General features: G+C 28.7%; 24 protein-coding genes. All 24 read left to right on the top strand.

Annotated features, from left to right (window positions below; translation table 11 throughout):
* Positions 1–26: 26 nt before the first annotated feature.
* Entirely contained in the window at positions 27–1,460 is a 1,434-nt protein-coding gene (locus CHB81_RS10710) for a lipopolysaccharide biosynthesis protein (RefSeq protein ID WP_089351898.1), read from the top strand.
* A 2-nt stretch (positions 1,461–1,462) separates the two neighbouring features.
* On the top strand, positions 1,463–2,062 hold the full coding sequence (locus tag CHB81_RS10705) for a DapH/DapD/GlmU-related protein (protein WP_089351897.1): 600 nt from the start codon (positions 1,463–1,465) through the stop codon (positions 2,060–2,062).
* A gap of 10 nt (positions 2,063–2,072) precedes the next feature.
* Complete coding sequence (locus CHB81_RS10700; protein WP_089351896.1) at positions 2,073–3,050, top strand: hypothetical protein; 978 nt, start codon at positions 2,073–2,075, stop codon at positions 3,048–3,050.
* 1 nt (position 3,051) lies between these two features.
* Positions 3,052–3,900 (top strand): glycosyltransferase, encoded by an 849-nt coding sequence (locus tag CHB81_RS10695; RefSeq protein WP_089351895.1) that lies wholly within the window; start codon positions 3,052–3,054, stop codon positions 3,898–3,900.
* Positions 3,893–5,062 (top strand): hypothetical protein, encoded by a 1,170-nt coding sequence (locus CHB81_RS10690; protein WP_089351894.1) that lies wholly within the window; start codon positions 3,893–3,895, stop codon positions 5,060–5,062. The genes CHB81_RS10695 and CHB81_RS10690 overlap by 8 nt, the downstream gene beginning before the upstream one ends.
* Positions 5,063–5,066: 4 nt before the next feature.
* Positions 5,067–5,786, top strand: a complete 720-nt coding sequence (locus CHB81_RS10685; protein ID WP_089351893.1) for a glycosyltransferase family 2 protein — start codon at positions 5,067–5,069, stop codon at positions 5,784–5,786.
* Positions 5,783–6,361: a DapH/DapD/GlmU-related protein gene (locus tag CHB81_RS10680; RefSeq protein WP_089351892.1), complete on the top strand. Its 579-nt coding sequence runs from the start codon at positions 5,783–5,785 to the stop codon at positions 6,359–6,361. Before CHB81_RS10685 ends, CHB81_RS10680 begins: the two co-directional genes overlap by 4 nt.
* 10 nt (positions 6,362–6,371) lie before the next feature.
* A complete protein-coding gene (locus CHB81_RS10675) occupies positions 6,372–7,505 on the top strand; it encodes an NAD-dependent epimerase/dehydratase family protein (RefSeq protein WP_089351891.1) in 1,134 nt (377 codons plus the stop codon).
* Positions 7,502–8,542, top strand: coding sequence for a lipopolysaccharide biosynthesis protein (locus tag CHB81_RS10670; protein WP_089351890.1), 1,041 nt, complete (start codon positions 7,502–7,504; stop codon positions 8,540–8,542). Before CHB81_RS10675 ends, CHB81_RS10670 begins: the two co-directional genes overlap by 4 nt.
* Before the next feature lie 4 nt (positions 8,543–8,546).
* Positions 8,547–9,530, top strand: coding sequence for a glycosyltransferase family 4 protein (locus tag CHB81_RS10665; protein WP_089351889.1), 984 nt, complete (start codon positions 8,547–8,549; stop codon positions 9,528–9,530).
* 18 nt (positions 9,531–9,548) lie between these two features.
* On the top strand, positions 9,549–9,974 hold the full coding sequence (locus CHB81_RS10660; protein WP_089351888.1) for a WxcM-like domain-containing protein: 426 nt from the start codon (positions 9,549–9,551) through the stop codon (positions 9,972–9,974).
* A complete protein-coding gene (locus CHB81_RS10655; protein WP_089351887.1) occupies positions 9,967–11,112 on the top strand; it encodes a DegT/DnrJ/EryC1/StrS aminotransferase family protein in 1,146 nt (381 codons plus the stop codon). The genes CHB81_RS10660 and CHB81_RS10655 overlap by 8 nt, the downstream gene beginning before the upstream one ends.
* Before the next feature lie 25 nt (positions 11,113–11,137).
* The gene (gene rfbC / locus CHB81_RS10650) at positions 11,138–11,686 is read left to right on the top strand and encodes a dTDP-4-dehydrorhamnose 3,5-epimerase (protein WP_089351886.1); all 549 of its coding nucleotides are present in this window, start codon (positions 11,138–11,140) and stop codon (positions 11,684–11,686) included.
* Complete coding sequence (gene rfbD / locus CHB81_RS10645) at positions 11,686–12,531, top strand: dTDP-4-dehydrorhamnose reductase (protein ID WP_089351885.1); 846 nt, start codon at positions 11,686–11,688, stop codon at positions 12,529–12,531. The genes rfbC and rfbD overlap by 1 nt, the downstream gene beginning before the upstream one ends.
* 85 nt (positions 12,532–12,616) lie before the next feature.
* Complete coding sequence (gene rfbA / locus CHB81_RS10640; RefSeq protein ID WP_089351884.1) at positions 12,617–13,501, top strand: glucose-1-phosphate thymidylyltransferase RfbA; 885 nt, start codon at positions 12,617–12,619, stop codon at positions 13,499–13,501.
* Between the two features lie 83 nt (positions 13,502–13,584).
* Complete coding sequence (locus CHB81_RS10635; protein ID WP_089351883.1) at positions 13,585–15,552, top strand: nucleoside-diphosphate sugar epimerase/dehydratase; 1,968 nt, start codon at positions 13,585–13,587, stop codon at positions 15,550–15,552.
* Between the two features lie 217 nt (positions 15,553–15,769).
* The gene (locus tag CHB81_RS10630) at positions 15,770–16,636 is read left to right on the top strand and encodes an ABC transporter permease (RefSeq protein WP_089351882.1); all 867 of its coding nucleotides are present in this window, start codon (positions 15,770–15,772) and stop codon (positions 16,634–16,636) included.
* Positions 16,637–16,690: 54 nt separating this feature from the next.
* On the top strand, positions 16,691–17,959 hold the full coding sequence (locus tag CHB81_RS10625) for an ABC transporter ATP-binding protein (protein ID WP_089351881.1): 1,269 nt from the start codon (positions 16,691–16,693) through the stop codon (positions 17,957–17,959).
* A gap of 55 nt (positions 17,960–18,014) precedes the next feature.
* On the top strand, positions 18,015–19,259 hold the full coding sequence (locus tag CHB81_RS10620) for a TDP-N-acetylfucosamine:lipid II N-acetylfucosaminyltransferase (protein WP_089351880.1): 1,245 nt from the start codon (positions 18,015–18,017) through the stop codon (positions 19,257–19,259).
* 61 nt (positions 19,260–19,320) lie between these two features.
* Positions 19,321–20,232, top strand: a complete 912-nt coding sequence (locus CHB81_RS10615) for a glycosyltransferase family 2 protein (RefSeq protein WP_176427517.1) — start codon at positions 19,321–19,323, stop codon at positions 20,230–20,232.
* Positions 20,233–20,401: 169 nt separating this feature from the next.
* On the top strand, positions 20,402–21,478 hold the full coding sequence (locus CHB81_RS10610) for a glycosyltransferase family 2 protein (protein ID WP_089351878.1): 1,077 nt from the start codon (positions 20,402–20,404) through the stop codon (positions 21,476–21,478).
* An 8-nt stretch (positions 21,479–21,486) separates the two neighbouring features.
* Positions 21,487–22,428: a glycosyltransferase gene (locus CHB81_RS10605; protein WP_141130390.1), complete on the top strand. Its 942-nt coding sequence runs from the start codon at positions 21,487–21,489 to the stop codon at positions 22,426–22,428.
* A gap of 298 nt (positions 22,429–22,726) precedes the next feature.
* A complete protein-coding gene (locus CHB81_RS10600; RefSeq protein WP_089351876.1) occupies positions 22,727–23,731 on the top strand; it encodes a glycosyltransferase family A protein in 1,005 nt (334 codons plus the stop codon).
* Between the two features lie 33 nt (positions 23,732–23,764).
* The gene (locus tag CHB81_RS10595) at positions 23,765–24,469 is read left to right on the top strand and encodes a class I SAM-dependent methyltransferase (RefSeq protein ID WP_089351875.1); all 705 of its coding nucleotides are present in this window, start codon (positions 23,765–23,767) and stop codon (positions 24,467–24,469) included.
* The last annotated feature ends 2 nt before the right edge of the window (positions 24,470–24,471 follow it).

Raw genomic sequence — 24,471 nt, 5'->3', positions numbered from 1 at the left:
ATTATACGCTTTAAATCATTTTTTGAATGTCTGAAAAACTCGTAAAAACTACGATATATTATTCAATAGGAGAAATTGTTCCCAGAATTATATCATTTCTTTTATTACCCATTTTAACAAAATATCTTTCGGCAGATGAATATGGGATAGTAAGCTATACCAATTCAGTAATGACATTTGTATTTGTAATTGCTACATTGTCATTAAACACTTTTGTTTTACGTCATTATTACAGCTCAAAAGATGAAAAATCCAGAAGAGAACTTATTGGTAGCGTCTTTCTGTTTATATTTGGTTTTAATTGTATCTTGATTCTTTTTCAAATGCTTTTTTTTCCAATGCTAATTGATTTTTTTAATGTTAATATTCCATTTAAGCCATATTTTCAATTAGCAATTTTAAATAACTTCTTTGATGTCATTTCTATTATACCTTTAGTTTTATACAGGGTCAAAGAAAATGCCAAAGGATTTTTAATGTTGAGCCTTTCAAGAACATTACTGCAGTTTTTGATGGTTTACATTTTAGTGGTTGTTTACAATCAAGGTCTTTTAGGTAGTTATTATGCGCGTCTGGTTGTAAATATTCCTTTTATGTTTATCTATTTTTATATGATTTATAAAAATAGTATTTTCAGGATAAATTTTAAGTTGATCAAAGAAGCATTACATTTTACATTGCCTATTTTGCCCGGCAGTTTGGCTTTTTTATTTGTGTCTTTGAGTGACAGGGTTATTCTGGAAAGATATATTTCATTAGATCAACTAGGGATATTTTCTGTTGCCATCACTTTAGCAACAGTTTTAAATATTGTAATCCAGGCCCTATATAAAACATTTGAGCCCATATTATTTAAAGAGTATTTTAATGAAAATTTTCAAGAAACTAACTTAAAATTATACAAAATTTATTTAGTAGCAATTTTCATTGGAGCTTTTGGGGCTTCTATTTTTAGTAAAGAATTTTTTATTATTGCAACTTCAGGTGCTTTTAGGGAAGGATATAAATTAGTTCCACTTTTTATTGTGTCTGTTGTTATTGCGGGAATTAATACATATTTGAATGTTTTGATGATAGCTAATAAAAAACAAAAAATGGTTTCAGTAGTTTCTATAATTTCTGCTATTATTTCAGTGGTTCTTAATTTGATTTTTATTCCTTTTTATGGCTGTTATGGTGCTATAATAGCTTCAGCGGTTTCATTTTTGTTTTCTAATGTTATCTTTCAATATAATACAGTTATTAAAAAAAAATATATTATTACTCAATTTTTATTAATGCTGCTTGTGGTTATTGTACCAATTATATATGATTCATTATTTGATTTTAAAGTTTTGCCTAACATCGCTATAAAAACTTTTATTTCTTTATTGTTTGTTGCTCTTAGTTTTAAAATTTTAAACATCGACCTCAATTTTATTAAAACTAAATTTTTTAATAAAAAGATAAACCAGATATAATTATGGATAGAATTTTTAATTTCTTGGTAAGAAGATTTTGGTATTTTAATAATAAAGGAAAGTTTAGGAAGTTAGGTAATAATGTGTTTATAAAGAATTCAATGATCATAACTCCAAAGTATATCTCTGTTGGTGATAATGTTTTTGTTCAGCCGAATTCTAGAATAGAAGCAGTAACAAGTTATGAAGGAGTAAAGTATTCTCCTCATATTGTTATAAGTGATAATTGTACAATTCAGCAAAATTTACATTTAACATGCGCAGTAAGTATTTTTTTGGGAAAGAACACCGCTATTGCGGCAAATGTTACAATTACGGATATTGATCATCCATATGAAAATATTAATTTACCAGTTGAAAGACAGTCACTGAGAGTTAATCCGGTAAGCATTGGGGAGGATTGTAAAATTTATAACAATGCGGTCATTCTACCTGGTACGCAGATTGGTAAACATTGTGTAGTAGGAGCAAATAGTGTTGTCTTTGGGACTTTTGGAGACTATTGTATTTTAGTTGGTTCTCCTGCTAAAATAATTAAACGTTATTGTTTTGATTCTTCTGCTTGGAGAAAAACGGATGATAAAGGAAATTTCGTAGCTTAAGTATATTATAATGACTAAAAAAAGAGTTTTATTTATTGGTATTGGGTTTTATGATTACGAAGATGCTATTGTCAAGGAATTTAAGAAGCAAAATTATGAGGTAGACTATTTTTCAGAAACGCCTCCTAATACATTATTATATCGATTTTATTCTCGACTCAAAAAACAGGAGAAAATTGAAGCGATCAAAGCAAAACATAGCTCTTGGATAGTTGAAAATTCGAATAAAAATTATGATTTAATTTTTATTATAAAAGGAGAATGTTTCGCAAAGAGTGCAATACAACTTTTGAAAAACCTAAATAGCAATGCTAAATTTGTTTTGTACTTGTGGGACTCAGTGCGTAGGATCAAAGATATTGAAGATAAGTTACATCTTTTTGATAAGGTATATTCTTTTGATAGATTAGACTGTACTAATAATGATAAATTTACTTTTAATCCTTTGTTTTTTAGAAATGAATATTTAAATCAAAAGGATGATTATGTTCAAAATAACGATATTTATCATTTAGGATGGTATCATTCAGATAGATTGATTTTAATAAAAAAAATAGCAGAATATTGCGGAAAAAATAATTTAAAGTTTCAATTTATATTATTTACGGGCTATTTTAGTTATTTTATTCAAAGTATTTTAGGAGGACAATTAAAAAACAACAAAAGGTTTTTGATATTTAAGCCTATTTCTGCAGCAACAAATTTCGCGAATATTCTTAATTCAAAAGTTGTTTTAGATATTGCTCATCCTTTTCAAACAGGATTAACAATGAGGACGATAGAACTAGTTGGAGCTCAAAGAAAAATTATTACAACAAATCAGGATATTAAAGCCTATGATTTCTATAATCCGAATAATATTTTTATAATTGATCGCAATGATCCAGTTTTAGAAAAATCTTTTTTTCAATCTGAATACATTCCAGTTCCATCAGAAATTAGGTCTAGCTATAGCATTGAGCATTGGTTAAAAAGAATGATAGAATAATATGAAGTTTGTTGAAGAGATATTTATTGTTATTGTCCTTTATAAGACAAATTTAGAAGATTCAAGAACTATTAAAACATTGGAAATTTCTTTAGATAAAGAAATTAAACTGTTTGTATATGACAATAGTCCAGAGAAACAATATCAGGAGGAAAGTTTTACTCATAAAAAATTTAAAGTCACATATTTTCATGATAATAGTAACTCGGGGCTTAGTAAAGCATATAATCATGCACTAAAATTAGCTGTAGACAAAAAAAGCTCATGGTTACTATTATTAGATCAAGATACCTGTTTTTCAAAGAAGTATATTGAGGCGATCGAAATTTTAAAAAAAGATCAATTAGAAGATAAAACGGTTGCTATTATTCCCAGAGTTATCTCACTAACAAATAATATGCAAATTTCTCCTGCAAAAATGTTAGTAGGAGGTGTTTGTAGACCTCTTCAACATCCTGGAGGTATAATTAACTCTAAAATAAGCGGTATTAATTCAGGCACACTTTTAAAGGTTGATTATCTTAAGTCAATTAATGGATTTAATGATAGGTACACTTTAGATATGTTGGATCATTGGTATTTTAGAAAAATATTTGAAGACGGAAACAATATTTTTCTACTAAATGCGATAATTAATCAAGATTTATCTGTTCATGAAAATTTTGAAGAAAGTGTATCTATTCAGAGATATCGACAGATGTTGGAGGCAGAATGTTTCTTTATAAAGAAAGAAAATTTGTTAAGTTTTTTTGTTTTTAAATTGAGATTAATTGTTAGGCTCTTAAAACAACTAAAACTTCAAAATAAAAATTACTATAAATTTACTTTAAAAAAGATTTTAAATGTTTAAAAAAGTAAATTTTGATCTGTTGTTTTTTTTAAAGTTGCTATTTGTACCTATTCTATATGAATTAGTAATTGGTGGTGGTGGTCGTTATCTCGAACTTGGGCCATTATCTTTTAGAATGGTTTTGTTTGGGATTGCTCTTGCAGTATCTTTTATATATTTTTTAAATAAAAAAGTTGTAAAAAAAGATATAATAGTTTTAGTAGTTTTTTTTACTATTTTAACGACATTTAGCAGTATAGTTGGATATTTTAATTATGCTCCTGTCGAATTTATTCTAGGGGATTTAAAACCTTTATTTTTCTTTTACATAATATTATTTTTTTCTTTGGTTATTAAGAAAATTGAAGATATTGACAGAATTGGAAGTATTATAAAAAAAGGATCAATAATATTAGCCGTAATATATATAATAGTTATTTTGTTGTTATTATATGGAATAATTGATTTTTCTTCTTTTTATGAAAAACAGAATGACATTGGAGAAATAATGTTCAGAAATGATTCCTTATTCATATATAAAGGATTTTTGTATTTATGTATAGGTTTTTTTTTCTTTCTTTTCTCAAATAAATGGTATAGCAAGTGGATGCTGTTTTTTTTGTTTTTTTCAATAGTACTAACATTAACCAGAGGTTTCATATTATTTACAACATTGATAGGAATATATTATGTCTTTTTTATTAATAAAAATGTTCTTTTAAAGATTTGTACATCTCTTGTTATGGTAATGGTATTAGTTGGCTTATCATTTCTTATGGAGTCTTTAGGTGATAAATCAGGATCAGATAGTGCAAGATTTGTTCAAATAGATCAGGTTTTATCAAATGTAAATCCCATTAGTTTTTTCATAGGACATGGTTTTGGGATCGGTGTTCCAATTAGGCCCAGAGGTATGGAGCTTTCTTTGTTAGAAATTTTTCATAAACAAGGATTACTGGGATTAAGTTTCTGGTTTGGGATGTTTATTTATATATTTTTAATGTATACTAATATAAAAAATAAAGAATATAAAAAAAAAGCGCTTCCTTTTTTGTTAAGTGTGATTTTTATTATTTTACAATCAGGAACAAACCCATATATGAATAATCCAATAGGATTATCTATGATACTAATTACTTTGGTAGTTTTTTCAAGATTATTAGAATTACAAAAACAGTTATAATAAAATGGTTTCAGTGTGTATAGCCACATATAATGGCGAAAAGTATATTAAAGAGCAAATAAATTCTATTCTTGTACAGCTAAAGCTAGAGGATGAAATTGTTGTTTCGGATGATGGTTCGAGCGATAATACTTTAAAAATTATTAAGGAATTTGAAGATCCACGAATTTTGATTGTAAAGAATTATTCCAAAAAAGGAGTTAATCATAACTTTCAAAATGCTTTAAAGAATGCTAAAGGTGATTATGTTTTTCTTGCAGATCAAGATGATGTTTGGTTGCCAAATAAAGTTGAAACTTGTGTTAATGAATTAAAAACATATGATTTAGTTGTTTCTAATTGTATAGTAACTGACGATTCTAATAATATTGTTCAAAATTCTTATTTTCAAGTGGCGAAATCTGGAAAAGGATTTTTCAAAAATTTTTATAGAAGTAGCTATCTGGGATGCTGTTTGGCATTTAGAAAAGAAATTTTAAAAGAAATTCTTCCAATGCCAGAAAATTTGTTATTGTTTCATGACTGGTGGTTTGGTTTTATTTCTGAACTATGTTATAAGGTTAAATTTATTGAAACGCCCTGCATGTACTATAGAAGGCACAATGAAACTAATTCAAATACTTTGTCTCAATCGCATTTATCTTTATATCAAAAACTCGAGTATAGATTTCAACTACTTTACTACGGATTGATTCGAGTTTTAATTATTAAAACACAAAAATGATTTACAAATTTTTTTGGGCGCTAAGAGCTTTTCTATATGCCCCTTTTTTTGGAAAAATTCAATTCCCTACATATATTGGGAAACCAGTAATTATAAAAGGAAGCAGGAAAATTTTCATTGGCAAATATGTTAGGATTTATCCTCAAGTAAGAATGGAAACTCATGGAGAAAATGGAGTAATAAAAATTCAGGATGATGTTTCTATTGGACAAAATGTTCACATTACGTCATCTTCAAATTTAGTTATTGGAAAATCCACAACTATTCTGGCAAATGTTTTTATAACTAACATTGATCATGATTATGAGGAAATTGGAGTCCATATATTAAAGCAGAAATATATAATTAAAGAAACTCAAATTGGTGAAAATTGTTTTATTGGCATCGGAGCTTGTATCCAAGCTGGAACAATTTTAGGAAAGCAATGTGTGGTTGGAGCAAACAGTGTTGTAAAGGGAGCTTTTCCAGATTATTCTGTTATAGTGGGATCACCAGCAAGAATTGTCAAAAGATATAATATTAGCAATCAAAATTGGGATAGAACACATCCCGATGGTACATTTTTAGATAAATAGAAGAAAAATCATGAAAAACATTTTAATTACTGGAGGAGCTGGTTTCATCGGAAGCAATTTGGCCCTTAAACTTATAGAAAAAGGACATAAAATTACAGTTTTGGATAATCTTTCAAAACAAATACACGGTGAAAATCCAGAAGTTACTTCTCCACTTTTTAAGAGTATAAAAGATAAAGTTACTTTTATTGAGGGAACTGTTACTTCTAGAGAAGATTGGACAAAAGCACTTGAAAATCAAAATGTAGTAGTGCATTTTGCTGCCGAAACAGGAACTGGTCAATCAATGTATTGTATTGAAAAATATACAGAAGTGAACATTCAAGGAACAGCTATAATGCTTGATATACTTGCGAATAGTGATAATTCTGTTGAAAAAATCGTTATTGCTTCTTCTCGTTCTATATACGGCGAAGGGAAATACAAACATCCAGAATTAGGAATTGTATATCCGATCCATAGAAAAGAAAAAGATATGTTGGCTGGGAATTTTGAACTTACATTTTTTGATGACCAAGAGCTTGAATTGTTGGCAACTGACGAAGATTCTAAAATCCATCCATCATCTGTTTATGGAATTACAAAGCAAAATCAAGAGCAAATGATTATGACAGTTTGCCCAACAATAGGAATTGCTCCTGTTGGCTTTAGATATCAAAATGTTTACGGACCTGGTCAATCATTGTCGAATCCATATACTGGAATTTTATCTATTTTTTCTACGCAGATTAGAAATAATAATCCAATTCAAATTTTTGAAGATGGAAAAGAAACAAGAGATTTTGTTTTTATAGATGATGTTGTAGCGGCAACAATTCTTGGAATTGAAAAAGAAGAAGCAAACGGACAAGTATTTAATGTTGGTACAGGTGTAGCAACTGATGTTCTTGAAGTTGCAAACTCATTGATAAAAGCTTATGATATAAATGTTCCGGTAACTGTAACAGGTAGATTTAGATTAGGTGACATTCGTCATAATTATGCTGATTTGACTAAGATTAAAAAACTTTTAGGATTTGAGCCTTCAGTCTATTTTAAAGAAGGAATCGAGAAATTCTCTGCTTGGGTATTACAACAAGAAATCCAGGAGGATAAATTAAGTAAGTCACTAGAAGAAATGAAGAAGAAAGGTCTTTTAAAATGATAATTGAAGAAGCTCTTAATAATAAAAATATATTATTCTTTTCTGTTCAAACTTTTAATCTCGAAAAAGAAATTATTAAAAAGTTAGAGTTTTTAGGTGCCAACGTCGACTATTACGATGAGCGACCTTCAAATAGTAACTTTACAAAAGGGATTATTAGACTTAAAAGGAGTTTACTTCAATTACAGATAAATAAGTATTATAACAAAATATTAAGCGACATAAGCGATAAAAAGTATGATTTTTTATTCGTAAATAAGGGAGAGGTTGTTCCGGAGTTCTTTTTAGAAAAAATTCAAAAAGCTCAACCTCAATGCGAGTTTATTTTTTATACTTGGGACTCTTTTGCGAATAATAAAAATGCTTTGAACATTTTAAAATATTTTCATAAGAAATTTTCATTTGATTCTGATGATGCTGTAAAGTATGGATTAGGATTTAGGCCACTTTTTTATTTAGATTTTTATAAGGATATAGATCTTATTTCGAATGTAGAAATAAAAAACGACTTGCTTTTTTTGGGAACAGCACATTCTGATAGATATAAAATAAGCAATAGTATCGCAGATTGGTGTGAAAAAACTCACTTGAAGTCATATTGTTATTACTTTATGCAGGGAAGATTAGTTTATTTTTATAAAAAGTTATTTGATCGCACATTTAAAGAATTCGATTATAAAAAGTTAAGCTTTACAAGCTTAAAGGGAGAAGATTTATTTAAGCTGTATCAAAAATCAAAAGTTGTTTTGGACATAAATCATCCGGGACAAAAAGGATTAACAATGCGTACTTTTGAGACAATAGGTGCAAAAAGAAAAATGATTACTACAAACGCTGAAGTTAAAAAGTATAAATTCTATAATCCTAATAACATATTGATTATTGATCGTGAGAACATAAAGCTAAATAAAGAGTTTTTTGAATCTGACTACAGCGAAGTTGATATAGATTTATATGAAAGAATGTCCTTAAAAGGATGGCTTTCATGTTTGTTTGTTAATAGTGAACCAAACATTTGGATCCAAGGAATTAATTAAATACATGGAATATACAATATTAGGAATCTTTCTAATGATTTTAATGCTGCTTTATTTTAAAGTTGCTAATCATTTTAATATTATTGATAAACCCAATCAAAGAAGTTCACACACTGAAGTGACTTTAAGAGGAGGTGGAATCATTTTTTGGTTTTCGGCATTACTTTATTTTGTACAGCACATTCAAAATAATTATTTTTTCTTTACCGGAATTACATTAGTGAGTTTAGTTAGTTTTTGGGATGATATTCAAAGTTTGTCAAATAAAATTAGAATCTCAATTCATTTTCTTGCAATAACATTAATATTTTATGATCTGAATATTTTCAATTCTATTAATATTTTTGGAATTGCAGCGGCATATATTTTAGCAATTGGCTTAATAAATGCTTATAACTTTATGGATGGTATAAACGGCATAACGGGTTTGTACACTTTAGTAGTTATGAGTTCGTTATTGTATGTAAATAAAAATATACAGTTTTTTATCGATGCAAATTTTATAAAATATGCAATGATGGCGAGTTTGGTTTTTCTTTTTTTTAATTTTAGAAGAAAGGCTAAATGTTTTGCAGGTGATGTTGGAAGTATTGCAATTGCTTTTTGGGTTATTTATTTAATATTAAAACTTGTTTTAGCAACAAATTCCTTAATCTGGTTATTATTTCTTGCCGTTTATGGAGTTGATGCAGTTTGTACAATTATTCATCGTTTGTATTTGAAGCAAAATATCTTCGAAGCACATCGATTGCATTTATATCAGGTTTTAAGTAATGAATATAAAATACAACACAGATTAGTATCGCTGTACTATGCTGTAGTACAACTTGCTATTTCTGTTTTGGTAGTTTTTTTATACCAAAAGATTAATGATGTAGTATTGTTTGTAATTATTGTTTTCCCCCTGATTTTGATTTATACAGTGAAGTTCTATTTGTTAAACAAGAACAAGTTAAAACTAAATAAATCTGAGGCATTCAAGATTTAAGAAATAAACTAAATTCGAATGGATCCTAAAATAATACAAGGAGGAAATTTTTCAGATGACCGTGGAAGTATTTCCTATGTAAATGATTTTACTTTTGGAAATATTGAAAGGTTCTATGTTATTAGTAATTCTGAAGAGAAACCAATTCGCGCATGGCAAGGGCATAAACTTGACGCTAAAAACTTTTATTGCATATGTGGGTCTTTCAAAATCCATTTTGTTAAAATTGATAATTGGGAAAAACCGTCATCAAATTTAAAAATAGAAACTATCACAGTTTCGGCTTTAGATAGTAAAATTGTTCATATTCCTGCTGGTTATGCCAATGCAATTCAATCATTAGAAAAAGATTCTAAGCTACTTTCATTTTCAACTTTACCACTCGTAGATGTTAAAGACGACGATGTTAGGTATAGTTTTGATTATTGGAAAATAGATGGATAAAAAAAAAATTTTCTTATCTCTATCAGATCAAAGCGGTTTTGAACAAAAATATGTTCAAAACGCAATTGATTTAAATCAGATTACATCTGGAGGATCAAATGTTGATAGTTTTGAAAAAAAGTTGGAAAATTACCTGGAAAATACAGTTAATGTAGCGGCATTAAATTCGGGAACTTCAGCGATTCACTTGGCATTAGTTCTCTTAGGAATAAAAGCTGGGGATGAAGTTATTTGTCAAAGTTTTACATTTTCGGCATCCGCAAACCCAATATTATATCAAGGTGCAATTCCTGTTTTTGTAGATAGCGAGCTAGAAACCTGGAATATTTGTCCCAGAAATCTTGAAATTGCTATTGTAGATAGAATTAGTAAAGGTAAAAAACCTAAGGCAATTATAGCTGTTCATTTGTATGGAACACCTTATAAAATTGACGAAATTCATTCAATTGCAGATCGATATGAAATTCCTATTATTGAAGATAGTGCCGAAGCCCTTGGCAGTAAATATAAAGGCAAAAAATGTGGGACATTTGGAACCTATGGCATTTTTTCTTTTAACGGTAACAAAATGATTACTACTTCTAGTGGAGGGGCTTTGATTACAAATTCTAAACACTCTAAGGAGAAAATTATTTTTTACGCAACTCAGTCAAAAGATAAAGCAGTTCATTACCAACATAGCGAAATTGGTTATAATTATAGAATGAGCAATATTTGTGCAGGCATAGGATTAGGGCAAATGAAAATTCTAGATAAAAATGTGGCTTTGAGACGTGAAAATCATTTGTTTTATCGAGATATTTTTCAAAATATTGATAGCATTAGTTTATTTGAGATTTTGAGCAATGATTTTTTTCCCAATTATTGGCTTAGCACGGTTTTAATTGAAGCAAATGTTGAAAATAATATAAGTAAAGAGAATTTGAGAAATGCTTTCGAAAGTGAAAATATCGAATGCCGACCACTATGGAAACCGTTGCATTTGCAACCAGTTTTTGAGAAATACCCTTTTTACGGTGCTAAAGTTGCTGAGGAACTATTTGAAAAAGGGTTGTGTTTGCCATCTGGTTCAAATCTAACGATAGACGATAAGTATAGAATTGAAAAAGTGATTAAAACATTTTTTAATAAAAAATAAGAACAATAAAGAATTATATTTTAATATGAAAGTAGAAGAAACATTTATACAAGATTTAGTAATAATTGAGCCAACTGTTTTTGGAGACGAACGAGGCTTTTTTTTTGAAGCTTATAGCAAGACAAAATTTAATGATTTTGGTATTAATATCGAGTTTGTTCAGGATAATCAATCCTACTCTAAAAAAGGAACATTACGAGGTTTACATTACCAAAATCCACCTTTTGCACAAACAAAATTAGTACGTGTTTTAGAAGGAGAAATTATTGATGTTGCTGTAGATTTAAGAAAAGATTCACCAACTTACGGAAAATCTTTTAGTGTTTTACTTTCAGCTGAGAATAAAAAACAATTACTTGTTCCACAAGGTTTTGCTCACGGGTTTTCAGTTCTAAGCGATACAGCATCTGTTATGTACAAATGTGACCAATTTTATAATAAAGCCTCTGAAGGCGGAATTAAATTTGATGATCCATCATTGAGTATTGATTGGGGAATTAGTTTAGAAGAAGCTATCGTTTCTGAAAAAGATCAAATTTTGCCTTTTATTGAAAATTGTAATAGTTTATTTTAATGAAAAAAATTCTTGTAACAGGAGCCAACGGGCAATTAGGTAGTGAACTTACAGTTTTATCTTCAAAATATCCTCAATTTGAGTGGGTTTTCGCAAATAGAACAATAGTTACTTTAGATAATTTAGTATTGCTGAAAGAACAATTAAATGAGATTGATCCTGATATAATATTGAATTGCGGTGCCTATACTGCTGTAGATAAAGCAGAAGCAGACAAAGAAATAGCTTTTGGGGTTAATCATTTAGCTGTCGAGTTAATAGCTAAATATGCCGCGGAGAATGAAGTGAAATTGATTCATGTTTCTACTGATTATGTTTTTGACGGATCTTCTTCGACCGCATTGAATGAAGATGCTGAAACAAATCCGATAAATGTATACGGAGCGAGTAAGAGAGCTGGTGAAATATCTTGTTTGAATGAGAATCCGAATTCAATCATTATCAGAACGTCATGGGTCTACAGTAAATTTGGAAATAACTTTGTTAAGACAATGCAACGTTTAATGCAGGAAAGAGATGAAATCAATGTGGTAAATGACCAAGTTGGTTCTCCAACTTATGCCGCTGATTTGGCACAAGCAATGATGGAAATTATTGAATCTCCAAATTGGATTCCTGGAATTTACAACTATTCAAACGAAGGTGAAATAAGCTGGTACGAATTTGCGTTGAATATAAAAGAACTTGGAGGATATCATTGTAAAATCGGAGGAATTCCTTCAGCATCTTATCCAACTCCTGCAAAGCGCCCAGAATTCTCGTTGTTAGATAAGAAAAAAATTAAAGAGATTTATAATTTAAATATACCGGATTACAAGGAGAGTTTAAGAAAAATGTTTGTATAAATAAAGATGATTTAGCTTTCAAATCTTAAGATTTGAAAGCTATGGAATGATATCTAATAAAATATAGAGTAAAAAATCAGAATATATGAAAGGAATTATTTTAGCTGGGGGTTCAGGTACAAGATTGCATCCTTTAACTCTTGCAATGAGCAAGCAAATGATGCCGGTTTACGATAAACCAATGATTTATTATCCATTATCAACTTTGATGATGGCTGGTATTAATGAAATATTAATTATTTCTACGCCTCATGATTTACCAAATTTCAAAAAATTACTAGGAGACGGATCAAGTTTAGGCTGCAAATTTAGTTATGCTGAGCAGGCTATTCCAAACGGTTTGGCACAGGCTTTTGTAATTGGTGAAGAGTTTATTGGTAATGATGATGTAGCTTTAATTTTGGGAGATAATATATTTTTTGGGTCCAATATGCAGGAACTCTTGAAGTCAAATACAAAACCAAATGGAGGAGTTGTCTTTGCATACCATGTTTCAGATCCTGAGCGTTATGGAGTTGTAGAGTTTGATGAAAATTTAAAAGCAATTTCTATTGAAGAAAAGCCAGAAGAACCAAAATCTAGTTTTGCAGTTCCAGGATTGTATTTTTATGATAATTCAGTTGTCGAAATTGCAAAAAACATAAAACCTAGCGCTCGTGGCGAATATGAAATTACTGATGTGAATAAGGTATATTTAGAACGAGAAGCATTAAAAGTTGGTATTTTAAGCAGAGGAACAGCTTGGTTAGATACCGGAACGTTTAATAGTTTAATGCAAGCGGGACAATTTGTTCAGGTTCTTGAAGAGAGACAAGGTTTGAAAGTGGGCTGTATCGAGGAAATTGCTTGGAGACAGGGTTTTATTAATGATGCTCAACTTGAAGAATTGGCACTACCTTTAGTCAAATCTGGATATGGATCTTACTTAATAGAATTTTTGAGACAAAAGAACAAAGGTGTTAAATTGTAATTTGCACTAATAAATGATTTTTTAAAACTTTTATTTGTATTTTTGTAAGTCTTACAAAGCTTATACAATTAAACTGAACCAAATTGGATACAGATAAATCAAACCAAATAGCCTCTTTATTACTTAATTCTTTCTCACCAAGAAATTTGAGGGCAAGTATTAATAACCTTAGTTATTTGCCAAGGTGGATTATTATTGCCATAGATGTTATGGTACTCATTTTTTCATTTACTTTTACTTATATGTTGTTTGAAGGAACAGCATTGGGTTACATTATTACTTCGCATCATTTTTACTTTGTTGCAAGTTTAATTGTTGTAAATGTTTTTTTCTTTTGGCTTTTTAGGACTTATTCGGGAATTATTAGGCATTCTGGCTATATCGATGCTATAAAATTGTTGTTTTCTCAAACTTCAGTTTTGGTATTTTTCTTGTTTTTTAATTTGGTCTTTGAATTATATACAGGACATAAAGCATTTTTAAATACTGCGCTTTTTATTAATTTAGTTTTATCATTTTGTGGTTTGTTTTTATATCGTGTTGTAGTAAAACAAACTTTCGAACTTTATTTTTCAGAGAAAACAAATTCTAAATTAATCAGAACTGTAATTTATGGAACAGATGCCAATGCAATTTCAGTAGCAAATGCATTGAAGTTTGAAACCCCGTCTCGTTTTAAAATTGTTGGTTTTGTAGATAAAAACAATCAAAATGCGTCTAAGCGAATGTTAGATTTGCCAATTTTGATTTTAAGAAAAAAATTACCAGCCCTGATGCGTTCTGTAGCTGCAGAAGGTGTTATTATAGCTGATAAAAGTTTATCTAAGGAAGAGCAATTAATTATTGTTGATCAATGCTTAGAGTTCAACTACAGAGTTTATACAGTTCCACTTATTTCGGATTGGGAAAATCAAAAAGAGATTTCTCAAAAAGTAAAAAACATTCAAATTGAAGATTTACTAGAAAGAAAGCCTATTGTCTTAGACAGCAGATCAATTTCAAAACAATTAAAAGATAAAACTGTTTTAATTACAGGAGCTGCCGGATCAATTGGTAGTGAAATAGTAAGACAGGTATTAGGCTTTAATCCTAAAGTGGTTATTATTTTAGATCATGCCGAAACACCGCTTCATAATTTATGTCTGGAGACTTTAGCAATAGGATCTGAATCAAAAATTGTTGCCGTAATTGCTGATGTAAGAAGTAAAAAAGCACTAGAGAAAGTTTTTAAAACTTATAGCCCCCATGTTGTTTTTCATGCGGCGGCATATAAGCATGTTCCTTTAATGGAAGAAAATCCTTCGCAGGCTATCTTAACAAATATAAAGGGAACTAAAAACCTGGCAGATTTATCTTGTAAATATCGCGTTAGAAAATTTGTTATGGTTTCAACAGATAAAGCTGTTAATCCAAGTAATGTGATGGGAGCGAGTAAGCGTATTGCTGAAAAATATGTACAGTCTTTATATTTAAAAAACCAAAAAGAAAATACCGAAGTTGTAACTAAGTTTATTACAACCCGTTTCGGAAATGTTTTAGGATCAAACGGATCAGTTGTTCCGTTGTTTACAAAGCAAATTGCCGAAGGTGGACCAGTTACCATAACGCATCAGGATATTATTCGCTATTTCATGACTATTCCGGAGGCTTGCCAGTTGGTTTTGGAGGCAGGAGCTATGGGTAATGGAGGCGAGATTTATATTTTTGACATGGGTAAACCAGTTCGTATTATTGATTTGGCGAAAAAAATGATCAAATTGGCTGGATTTATTCCAGAAAAAGAAATCAAGATAAAAATCGTTGGTTTAAGACCTGGGGAAAAACTTTATGAAGAATTATTAAATGATACTTCTAAAACGTTACCAACCTATCATAATAAAATCATGATTGCGCAGGAAATTCAGGATGAATATGAAAATCTTCATATTGAAATTGACGAGCTAATAGGTATTGCAGATTTTTATGATAATGATGATATTGTTGCTAAAATGAAAAAAATTGTTCCTGAATTTAAAAGCATGAACTCGGCTTTTGAAGTTTTAGATAAATAAATTTATAAAACAGAATTAGATAATTCAAATATAGAAAAGAAAAAAGGTGTTTTTTAAAAACGCCTTTTTGTTTTTTTAGTATTTTATATCCGCATAAAAATCCTGTTAATTTAAGAGGTGGGGTTTGTTTTGTAAGTTAAGTTATAGAATTAGAATAAATGTTTTTTGTAAAATAAAGAAATTCCTGAAGCAGTAATTGTTAGGAAATAAATAAAAAATGAATACTACAAATAATACCAATCAATGGCTGTTTGAAATAACGCCAAAAAACAAGTTCTTCTCCTTAAATCTTAGAGAAGTTTGGCAATATAGAGATTTACTGTTTCTTTTCGTTAAACGCGATGTTATTACAGTTTATAAGCAAACGGTTTTAGGACCACTCTGGTATTTAATTCAGCCTTTATTTACTTCTGTAACATTTACTATAATATTTAATAATGTTGCAGGAATTAACACGGGAACAGTTCCTCCATTTTTATTTAATTTAGCAGGTATTACAGTTTGGAATTATTTTACAGCTTGTCTTAATGGTACTTCAGATACATTTAAAGCTAATGCAGGAATATTCGGAAAAGTCTATTTTCCAAGAATTATTACACCCATATCAGTTGTAATTTCTACTCTAATAAAATTTGGAATCCAATTTTTAATTTTTATAATCTTTTATATTTTCTATTATTTTAATGGAGCTAATTTATCAGTAAATATTTCCATTTTGTTTTTTCCTGTCTTAATCATAATCATGGGAGTTTTAGGTTTAGGACTTGGAATGTTAATTTCTTCAATGGTAACAAAATACAGGGATTTTAGTAATCTAATTGGTTTTGGTATACAATTGCTTATGTATTTATCTGCAGTGATGTATCCTATGGAATTAATAAAAGAAAAAATACCAAAGTACGGTTGGATTGTTGATTACAATCCTTTGGCATATGTAATCGAAACTAGTAGATATATGCTTTTAAATGTAGGTCATATATCGATTTTGGGATTAGTCTATACTTTAGGAATAACAATTGTCATATTCTTTATAGGTCTTTTAGTTTTTAATAAAACAGAAAAAAGCTTTATAGACACTGTCTAGTTAACTTTTTAGACAGTAAGTACGATTCAAAATTCATAATTTACACTTTAGTAATTGAAAAAAGATATTATTTTAAAAGCCGAAAACATTTCTAAACAATATCGTTTAGGGCAAGTAGGTACGGGTACATTGAGCCATGATTTAAACCGTTGGTGGCACCAAATACGAGGGAAAGAAAATCCATACTTAAAAATTGGAGATGTAAATGATCGCTCTATAAAGGGGGCTTCTGATTACGTTTGGGCGCTACAAGACATCAATTTTGAAGTTGAACGTGGGGAAGTCCTGGGAATTATTGGTAAAAATGGAGCAGGAAAATCAACACTTTTAAAAATATTGTCTAAAGTGACAGCTCCAACTACAGGAAGTATAAAATCACGAGGAAGAATCGCATCTTTATTAGAAGTTGGTACCGGTTTTAATGGGGAAATGACAGGAAGAGAAAATATTTTCTTAAACGGAGCAATTCTTGGAATGACAAAAAAAGAAATTACTTCAAAACTTGATGAGATCATTGAGTTCTCGGGTTGTGAGCGTTATATCGATACGCCAGTAAAGAGGTATAGCAGCGGAATGACAGTTCGTTTGGCTTTTGCAGTAGCAGCTTTTTTAGAACCGGAGATTTTAGTTATAGATGAGGTTTTGGCTGTGGGAGATGCTGAATTTCAGAAAAAAGCGATCGGTAAAATGCAGGATATTTCGAAAGGACAGGGACGTACAGTTTTGTTTGTAAGCCATAATATGGCGGCGGTGAAGAGTTTATGTACACGAGGAATTGTTATGGAGCATGGGAAATTAGTTTTGGATAAAGATATTGATACGGCAGTTTCTTATTATTTAGGTGGATCTAGTTCTGAAAGATCAAATAGCAAAAAATTTGACAATTTTGAGAATAAAATATTTAAATTAAATGAAATTGGACTTCAAAATGTTGGAGAGAGCTATGATGATCCATTAATAGAGAATAAAGAAATTGAGCTAGTAACTAGCATATTTTTAAAAGTTAATGATGCGGAAAGATATCACATAACATATCATCTTTATAATGACATGGGAGAATCGTTATTCTCTTTTTCTAATAGTAGTTCTGAAGAGATATTAAGAAAAGGCGAAAATATTTTAACTTGTACTTTTCCTGTAAATTTCTTTCAATCGGGGAGTTTTAGCTTAACACTTTTTATTGTTGAAGATAAAAGGCAATCAATTTTTAAATCGAGTGATATCATTCATTTTACAGTAATCGATGGAGGTCGAGAGCTGGGAGTATATATGGGCAGAGAACCGGGTAATATTAGGCCTATTTTTGAGTGGAATAATCAATAGCTTACAAATTATAGAGAATTAGCTAACAAAAATAATTAAGTTGATTAACTTTTAAATGAACTTGCAGAATAACAGTAAAGTAATTCATGTTTTTGATGATGATAAATTCGTTGATCCAGCAATAAATTTATTTGAATCAGTCTATCCTGGAATTTCAGAATATTGGATTATTAAAAAACAAGACGATGTTTATCAATATGTAACATCTACAATAGTTAAGGCTTTTGATGCTTCTGATAAAGAAAGTTTTGAAAATTTTATTGGAAGAATAAATGCAATTGAAGATTCATATCCAATTGTTTTTTTCCACGCTTTAGATCAAATCAAACAAAATATTGTATTGAAACTTTCTTGTAAGGTTATTAAAGTATGGTTTATTTGGGGATATGATTTGTATGGTAACTGGCCGTTATTAAAGGATACAATATTTGAAAAAAACACGAAATCATACATTTATAAAGATAAAAAACTAAAGATAAAAAATAAATTAATTTTTAGTAATTCTAGTTTTTGGCTATTTAAAAATTTAAGTTCTTTAAAATACGTTTTACCATCAAAGATAATAAATATTTTAGATAAGAATTTTAATACGGTTTTTTACAAAGCTGCTAGAAGCATTGATATTGTAGTCCCAGTTATTTTTGAAGAGTTTAAAATTATAAAAAAAATTGGTATTAAAGCGATTTATGCACCGTTTGCTTATGGAAGTATAGAAGGATCGTTAGGAAATAAAATTTCTAGTAATGTTTTAGGAAAGAGTAATATTTTAGTTGGTAATTCAGCAGATCCTTCGAATAATCATTTCGATATTTTTCTTAAACTATCACAAATAAATTTGAATAGTAAAAAGGTGTATGTTCCTCTAAGCTATGGAGGAAGTAAAGATTACAAAGAATTTATAATGCGAAAAGGTAAGGAACTACTGGGATCAAATTTTGTTCCACTTACTCATTTCATTACTTTGCAAGAATATAATGAGATTTTATTGAGTTGTGGAGTTGTTATTTTTAATCATATTCGTCAACAAGGAGTTGGTAATATTGTTACAATGGGATATTTTGGTGCAAGGATTTTTGTGAATTCTAAAAGTCCAGTTTATGAATCGTTTAAAGATCAAGGAATTAAGATTTTTGATTTTAAAAAAATAGAAGAAAAAGATTTAGTTTCCTTAGATAAAAATGAATATGAATTAAATAAAGAAAAGTTATTCAATTTATATTCAGAAGAAACTGTTAAAAAGAAAACGGTAAAATTATTTGATATTGTTTGGAAAGTAACAAATAAAAAAAAGTTAAATTAAAAGACATTCAAATATTCAATCTGTAATGTTTTATGTGTAAAGTTTTATTTGAATGGTATACATGAATTCTAAAGACACAGTTATGTTATTTTCAATTTTAATAGCTAATTACAATAACGGCCATTTTTTTAAAGATTGTTACATAAGCATTCTTAATCAAGCTTACCAAAATTGGGAAGTAATTATTGTAGATGATTGTTCTACTGATGATTCAGTTGAAGTTATTAAAGATTGTATTAAAAATGATGTTAGATTTAAATTGTTTACCAATCCCTTAAATAAAGGTTGTGGTTATACTAAAAACAGGTGTGCAGAATTAGCTAGGGGAGCGATTATTGGATTTTTAGATCCTGATGACACGATTACAACTGATGCTTTGCAAATAATGGTTGAAGAACATAAAAACAATCCTGAAGTTGCGATTATTACTTCTAAATATGATTTAGTAGATTTAAATTTGAATTTTAAAAATTTAGGTTCACATGGTTCTAGTATCCCATTGGGTAAATCTTATTTAACTTTTGGAGAAGGTGCACTCACTGCTTTTGCCAGTTTTAAAAAAGAGTTTTACGTAAAAACTGCGAACATAGATTATAAAATGAAAAGAGCTGTTGACCAAGATCTATACTATAAATTAGAAGAACAAGGAGAACATTTATTTATAGATAAAGTTTTGTATAATTATCGGATTCATGAAAATAGTATTTCGGCAAATGAAAACCTCTTTAAAGCAAAATATTGGCATTTTTATGCAATGATAAATGCCTACGAAAGAAGAATGAAATTTAATCTCGTAATAGATAATTTTACAACATTGCAAATTAAAAAGCTTAAGTCAAATTATTATTACTCAAGATTTGAAAGATCTAAAACAAGGAATCAATTTTGTGTAAAATATTATTTCTTTTTTAAAAGCATAATCGCTTTTCCCAGATACAAAATTAGATATAAGCTGAAATCACTTTTCAGATAAGGACCAATCCTTTATTCCAGAAATCGCTTCATGTTATAGTTGAATAGAATATTCAGTGAATATACGTAATTTGTTTTAGTATAAACTTTTGATAATTGATGCACTGATCACGCAGATCATATTGCTTAAAATTTGGTAATAAATAAAGTTTCAAATATTTTTTTTATTAATGATAACGATAATATATCCTTTTAAAAACAGAGAATTACAAAGAATCAAAAAATCTTTAGATTCTTTGGTTAATCAATATAATAAGGATTTTTCTGTTGTTTTTGTTGATTATGGATCTGATTTTGAAACAGCAGCTTCGGTTAAAGAATTGTTGAAACAATACGAATTTGTAAAGTATATTTATTCTTTTCATAATAATCAACCTTGGTCTCGTGCTAAAGCTATTAATATTGGATTAAGATTTGTCGAAACAGAATATGTTTTTATTGCAGATATAGATATTATTTTTAACGAAAGATTTGTTGATGTTCTATTTGGATTGAAAGATAAAAATGATAATGTTTATTTTCAGGTAGGTTATTTAGATAAATATGAAAGTGCTGAGGTTAAGTGTTTTGACTTTTATACTGTTGAGTCTACAAGTATACCTGAAGGGCAAGGTTTATCATTATTCAAATTGGATTCATTATTGATGATTGGAGGATTTGATGAGTTTTTTCATTTTTGGGGAGCTGAAGATGAAGATATACACTTAAGACTTCAAAATGCAGGTTTTTCTTCAAGATTTTATGATGATGAAATTTTATTATTACATCAATGGCATGAAATTTTTGAAAAGTTGGATAATAATAAGTTAACAATTGAGCCTATATTATCAAATGTATTTAGTCTTAACAAACAAAAATTAAGGTTCAATCAAAAAAATAACATTGTAAAACCTAACACCGAAAATTGGGGGAAATTAATTACGGAAAAAGAGTTTGAACTTTTAAATTCAAATCAGGAATCTGTTGTTTTATTGAATAAAAAACATGTGATCGAAAATTTTCTGGATATTGTTTTATCAAAGACTAATTCTGAAATTCTTAATGTTACTTTTCAGGAAGCGCCTTATCAACTAACATTAAATTATAAAATAAAGAAAATTTTTCACCTTAAAACAGAGGAATATTATTCTTTAAAAGAAATTAATGACATGCTTCTAAAAGCCCTTTTGATTTATTATCAAGATTATTTGTTTAATTACAATATAAGTTCTGATTTGAAAAGTATCCAATTAAAAATTAAAAAATAATCAATTTGATGTCTGACCTGATCTCAATAATAATCCCTACCTATAATAGAGGTCAACTTATAAGAGAAACTCTTGATAGTATTTTAATGCAAACCTATAAAAATTGGGAATGTATTGTTGTTGATGATGGTTCAACAGATGATACTGCAGATATTTTGGCTAAATATATAGAAAGAGATAATAGATTTCAATATCATCAAAGACCAGAAGAAAGGCTTAAAGGTCCCAATTCGTGCAGAAATTACGGTTTTGAATTGAGTAAAGGTGAATATGTTAAGTGGTTTGATAGTGACGATCTTTTAACCTTAAATGCCTTTGAGGGTTCAAGTATGTTTTTTTCAAAATTACCGGATTTGATTGTGTCATCACTAGAATTTATAGATTTTAATAAAAACAAAATAGAAAAAAAACATTTTTTTCTTTCAGAAAATATAATTCAAGACTATTTAACAGGTAAAATAAAATTCTATACTTTTACTCCAACATGGAAAAAAAGTTTTTTAAAAAATCAACCTTATTTATTTGATGAAGCGATCACAAATATGGATGATTGGGATTTTAATCTTCGAATGTTGTATCTGGAACCTTCAATAATTTATATAGATCAACCACTAATTCAATATCGTATACATGAAAATTCTTTATCTCAAGAAATTAGTAAACTTAATTTTCATGAGATACAATCAGAATTTAAAGCAATCAGGAAACATCTATCTTTAATTGAACAAAATCAAAAAGCAAATCCACAAGTATTAAAAGTACATTTCAAGAACAGACTTAAATTTATATTTAGAGCTGCTTTGGTGGAAAATAATGAACATAAATTTTTTTATTTGAAACAGCTTTTAATTTTAGAACTTCAACTTTTTCAATTTTTAGAAATAATTAAAACAATAGTTGGATTTACTTTCTATAGTCTTTTTAAAAAAGGTTATAAATTCTTATCATAGTTTTAAATAATCTATTCGAAGGAATGCCCTTTTATAAATTTAAACTTTAAGTAAATCTTTTGAAATTTGCATGTTCAATGTGAAATGTTAGGGATGGTTTCAAATACATTTTTTCATTTTATAAAGTTTTAATGTTTTGAATTTAGAAGTTTATTAATAACACAGAAGTACTAGAGTACTGTTGTGAAAATGAATTTAATATAAGTTTGAATCTCGAAGTAAATTCATTTATTTAAAAATAAAATATGTAAATACAAGCAAAGTAATCAATAAAACATTCATTTAAACTATTTAGAAATTGAACGATTTAATTTCCGTTGTTATCCCAACATACAATAGATCTCATATAATTATTGAAACCCTTGATAGCGTAGCTGCACAAACTCATACTAATTGGGAATGTATTATTGTAGATGATGGTTCCACAGACAATACAGCTGAGGTTTTAGAACAGTATTGTAAAAATGATTCGAGATTTCAATATCATCAAAGGCCATTGAACAAAAACAAAGGAGCTAACCCTTGTAGAAATTATGGATTTGAATTAAGTAAAGGCAATTATGTAAAGTGGTTTGATAGTGATGACATAATGCATCCGGATTTTTTAGAAAAACAATTGCTGGTGTTGGTAAGCGATTTTAAATTAGATTTTTGCGCTGGTTTTTCAAAGACATTTGATGGGAGAATTGAAAATATTGTTGGTTTTAACAATCCGGTGATCTATGAAGATAATCAGAATTCATTATTTAATTACATCACAGGAAAGTTAATTTTTTTGACGCCATCTCCTTTATGGAGAAAAGATTTTTTAAAAGGTAAAAATCTTTTTGATGAAACATTATTTAATGCTCATGAAACTGATTTTAACTTTTCAAGACTCATTGAAGGGGCGAGATTTAAATATCTAAATGAAACACTGTTTTTTGTCAGACGTGGTCATGAAAGTATTGATGGAAAATCAGGGAGAGATATTAATAGTTACTTATCCATGTTTAAGTATTACCAAAAAGTATTTTTATACTTAACAATTAACTCTTTTATTTTAGAAAAAGAAGAAGGTAAAATGTTGTCCAAATTTATTCTGTACAAGCAGCTAATGGTTATGCACAATGTAAGGCAAGTTTTTCCTATAAGTTGTTTTTTAAAAGAATTGAAAATAGTTACGGGTAATATATTTAAGATAAAATTGGACTTTAAAATCCGTATTAAAATTTTAATAGGGATCGTTATGTTAGTTTTCCTTAAAAAAGGATATCGTTTTTTTGATTTAAAAGAATTGAAAACCGCAAAGTATTATAAATAACCCCTGAATTCTTGAAAATAATTTAATCTATGTATGAAGAATAATTTTACGGATATAAAAATTACTTATGATAATCTCGAGAGCTTTATCATAAGGAAAGAAATATTAAAAGCAGTTGAAAATGTAATTCCACAGCTAAGTGGAAAAATTCTGGATTCTGGATGTGGTTCAATGCCATATAAAGAAATTATTCTTTCGAACAAGAAAGTGCAAAGTTATGTGGGTTTAGATATTGAAACAGGGTTGAATTATGAAGATATTAAACCTGATTTTTTTTGGGATGGTAAAGTTATGCCTTTTGAAGATGCAAGTTTTGATGTTGTAATTTCTACTGAAGTTTTAGAACATGTATTAAATCCGGACGCATATTTAATGGAAGTAAAACGAGTTTTAAAACCAGGAGGGCTATTCTTTTTTACAGTACCTTTTTTAATGTCTTTGCATGAAGTTCCACATGATTATTATAGATATACACCTTATTCTCTTGAAATGATCTTTACACGCATAGGATTTACATCAATTAAAATCAGTCCAAGTGGAGGATATAATGCTGCAGTTGGTCAAATGCTGGGATTATGGGTCAATATGCATTTATGGGGTAAGAAAAAGAAATTAATGAGAGTTGTTTTAAAGCCTGTTATAAAATTTTTATACAAACACGACAAAGCGCCACTAAATTTCAGTAAATCAACAATGATTGTAGGATTGTCAGGAACTGTTATAAAACCAATTTTATAATA

This window comes from Flavobacterium sp. ov086 (genome assembly GCF_900187965.1).
Classification (GTDB): domain Bacteria; phylum Bacteroidota; class Bacteroidia; order Flavobacteriales; family Flavobacteriaceae; genus Flavobacterium.
The sequence above is the reverse complement of the archived record's forward strand: the minus strand, read 5'-3'. Positions and strand labels throughout refer to the sequence as shown.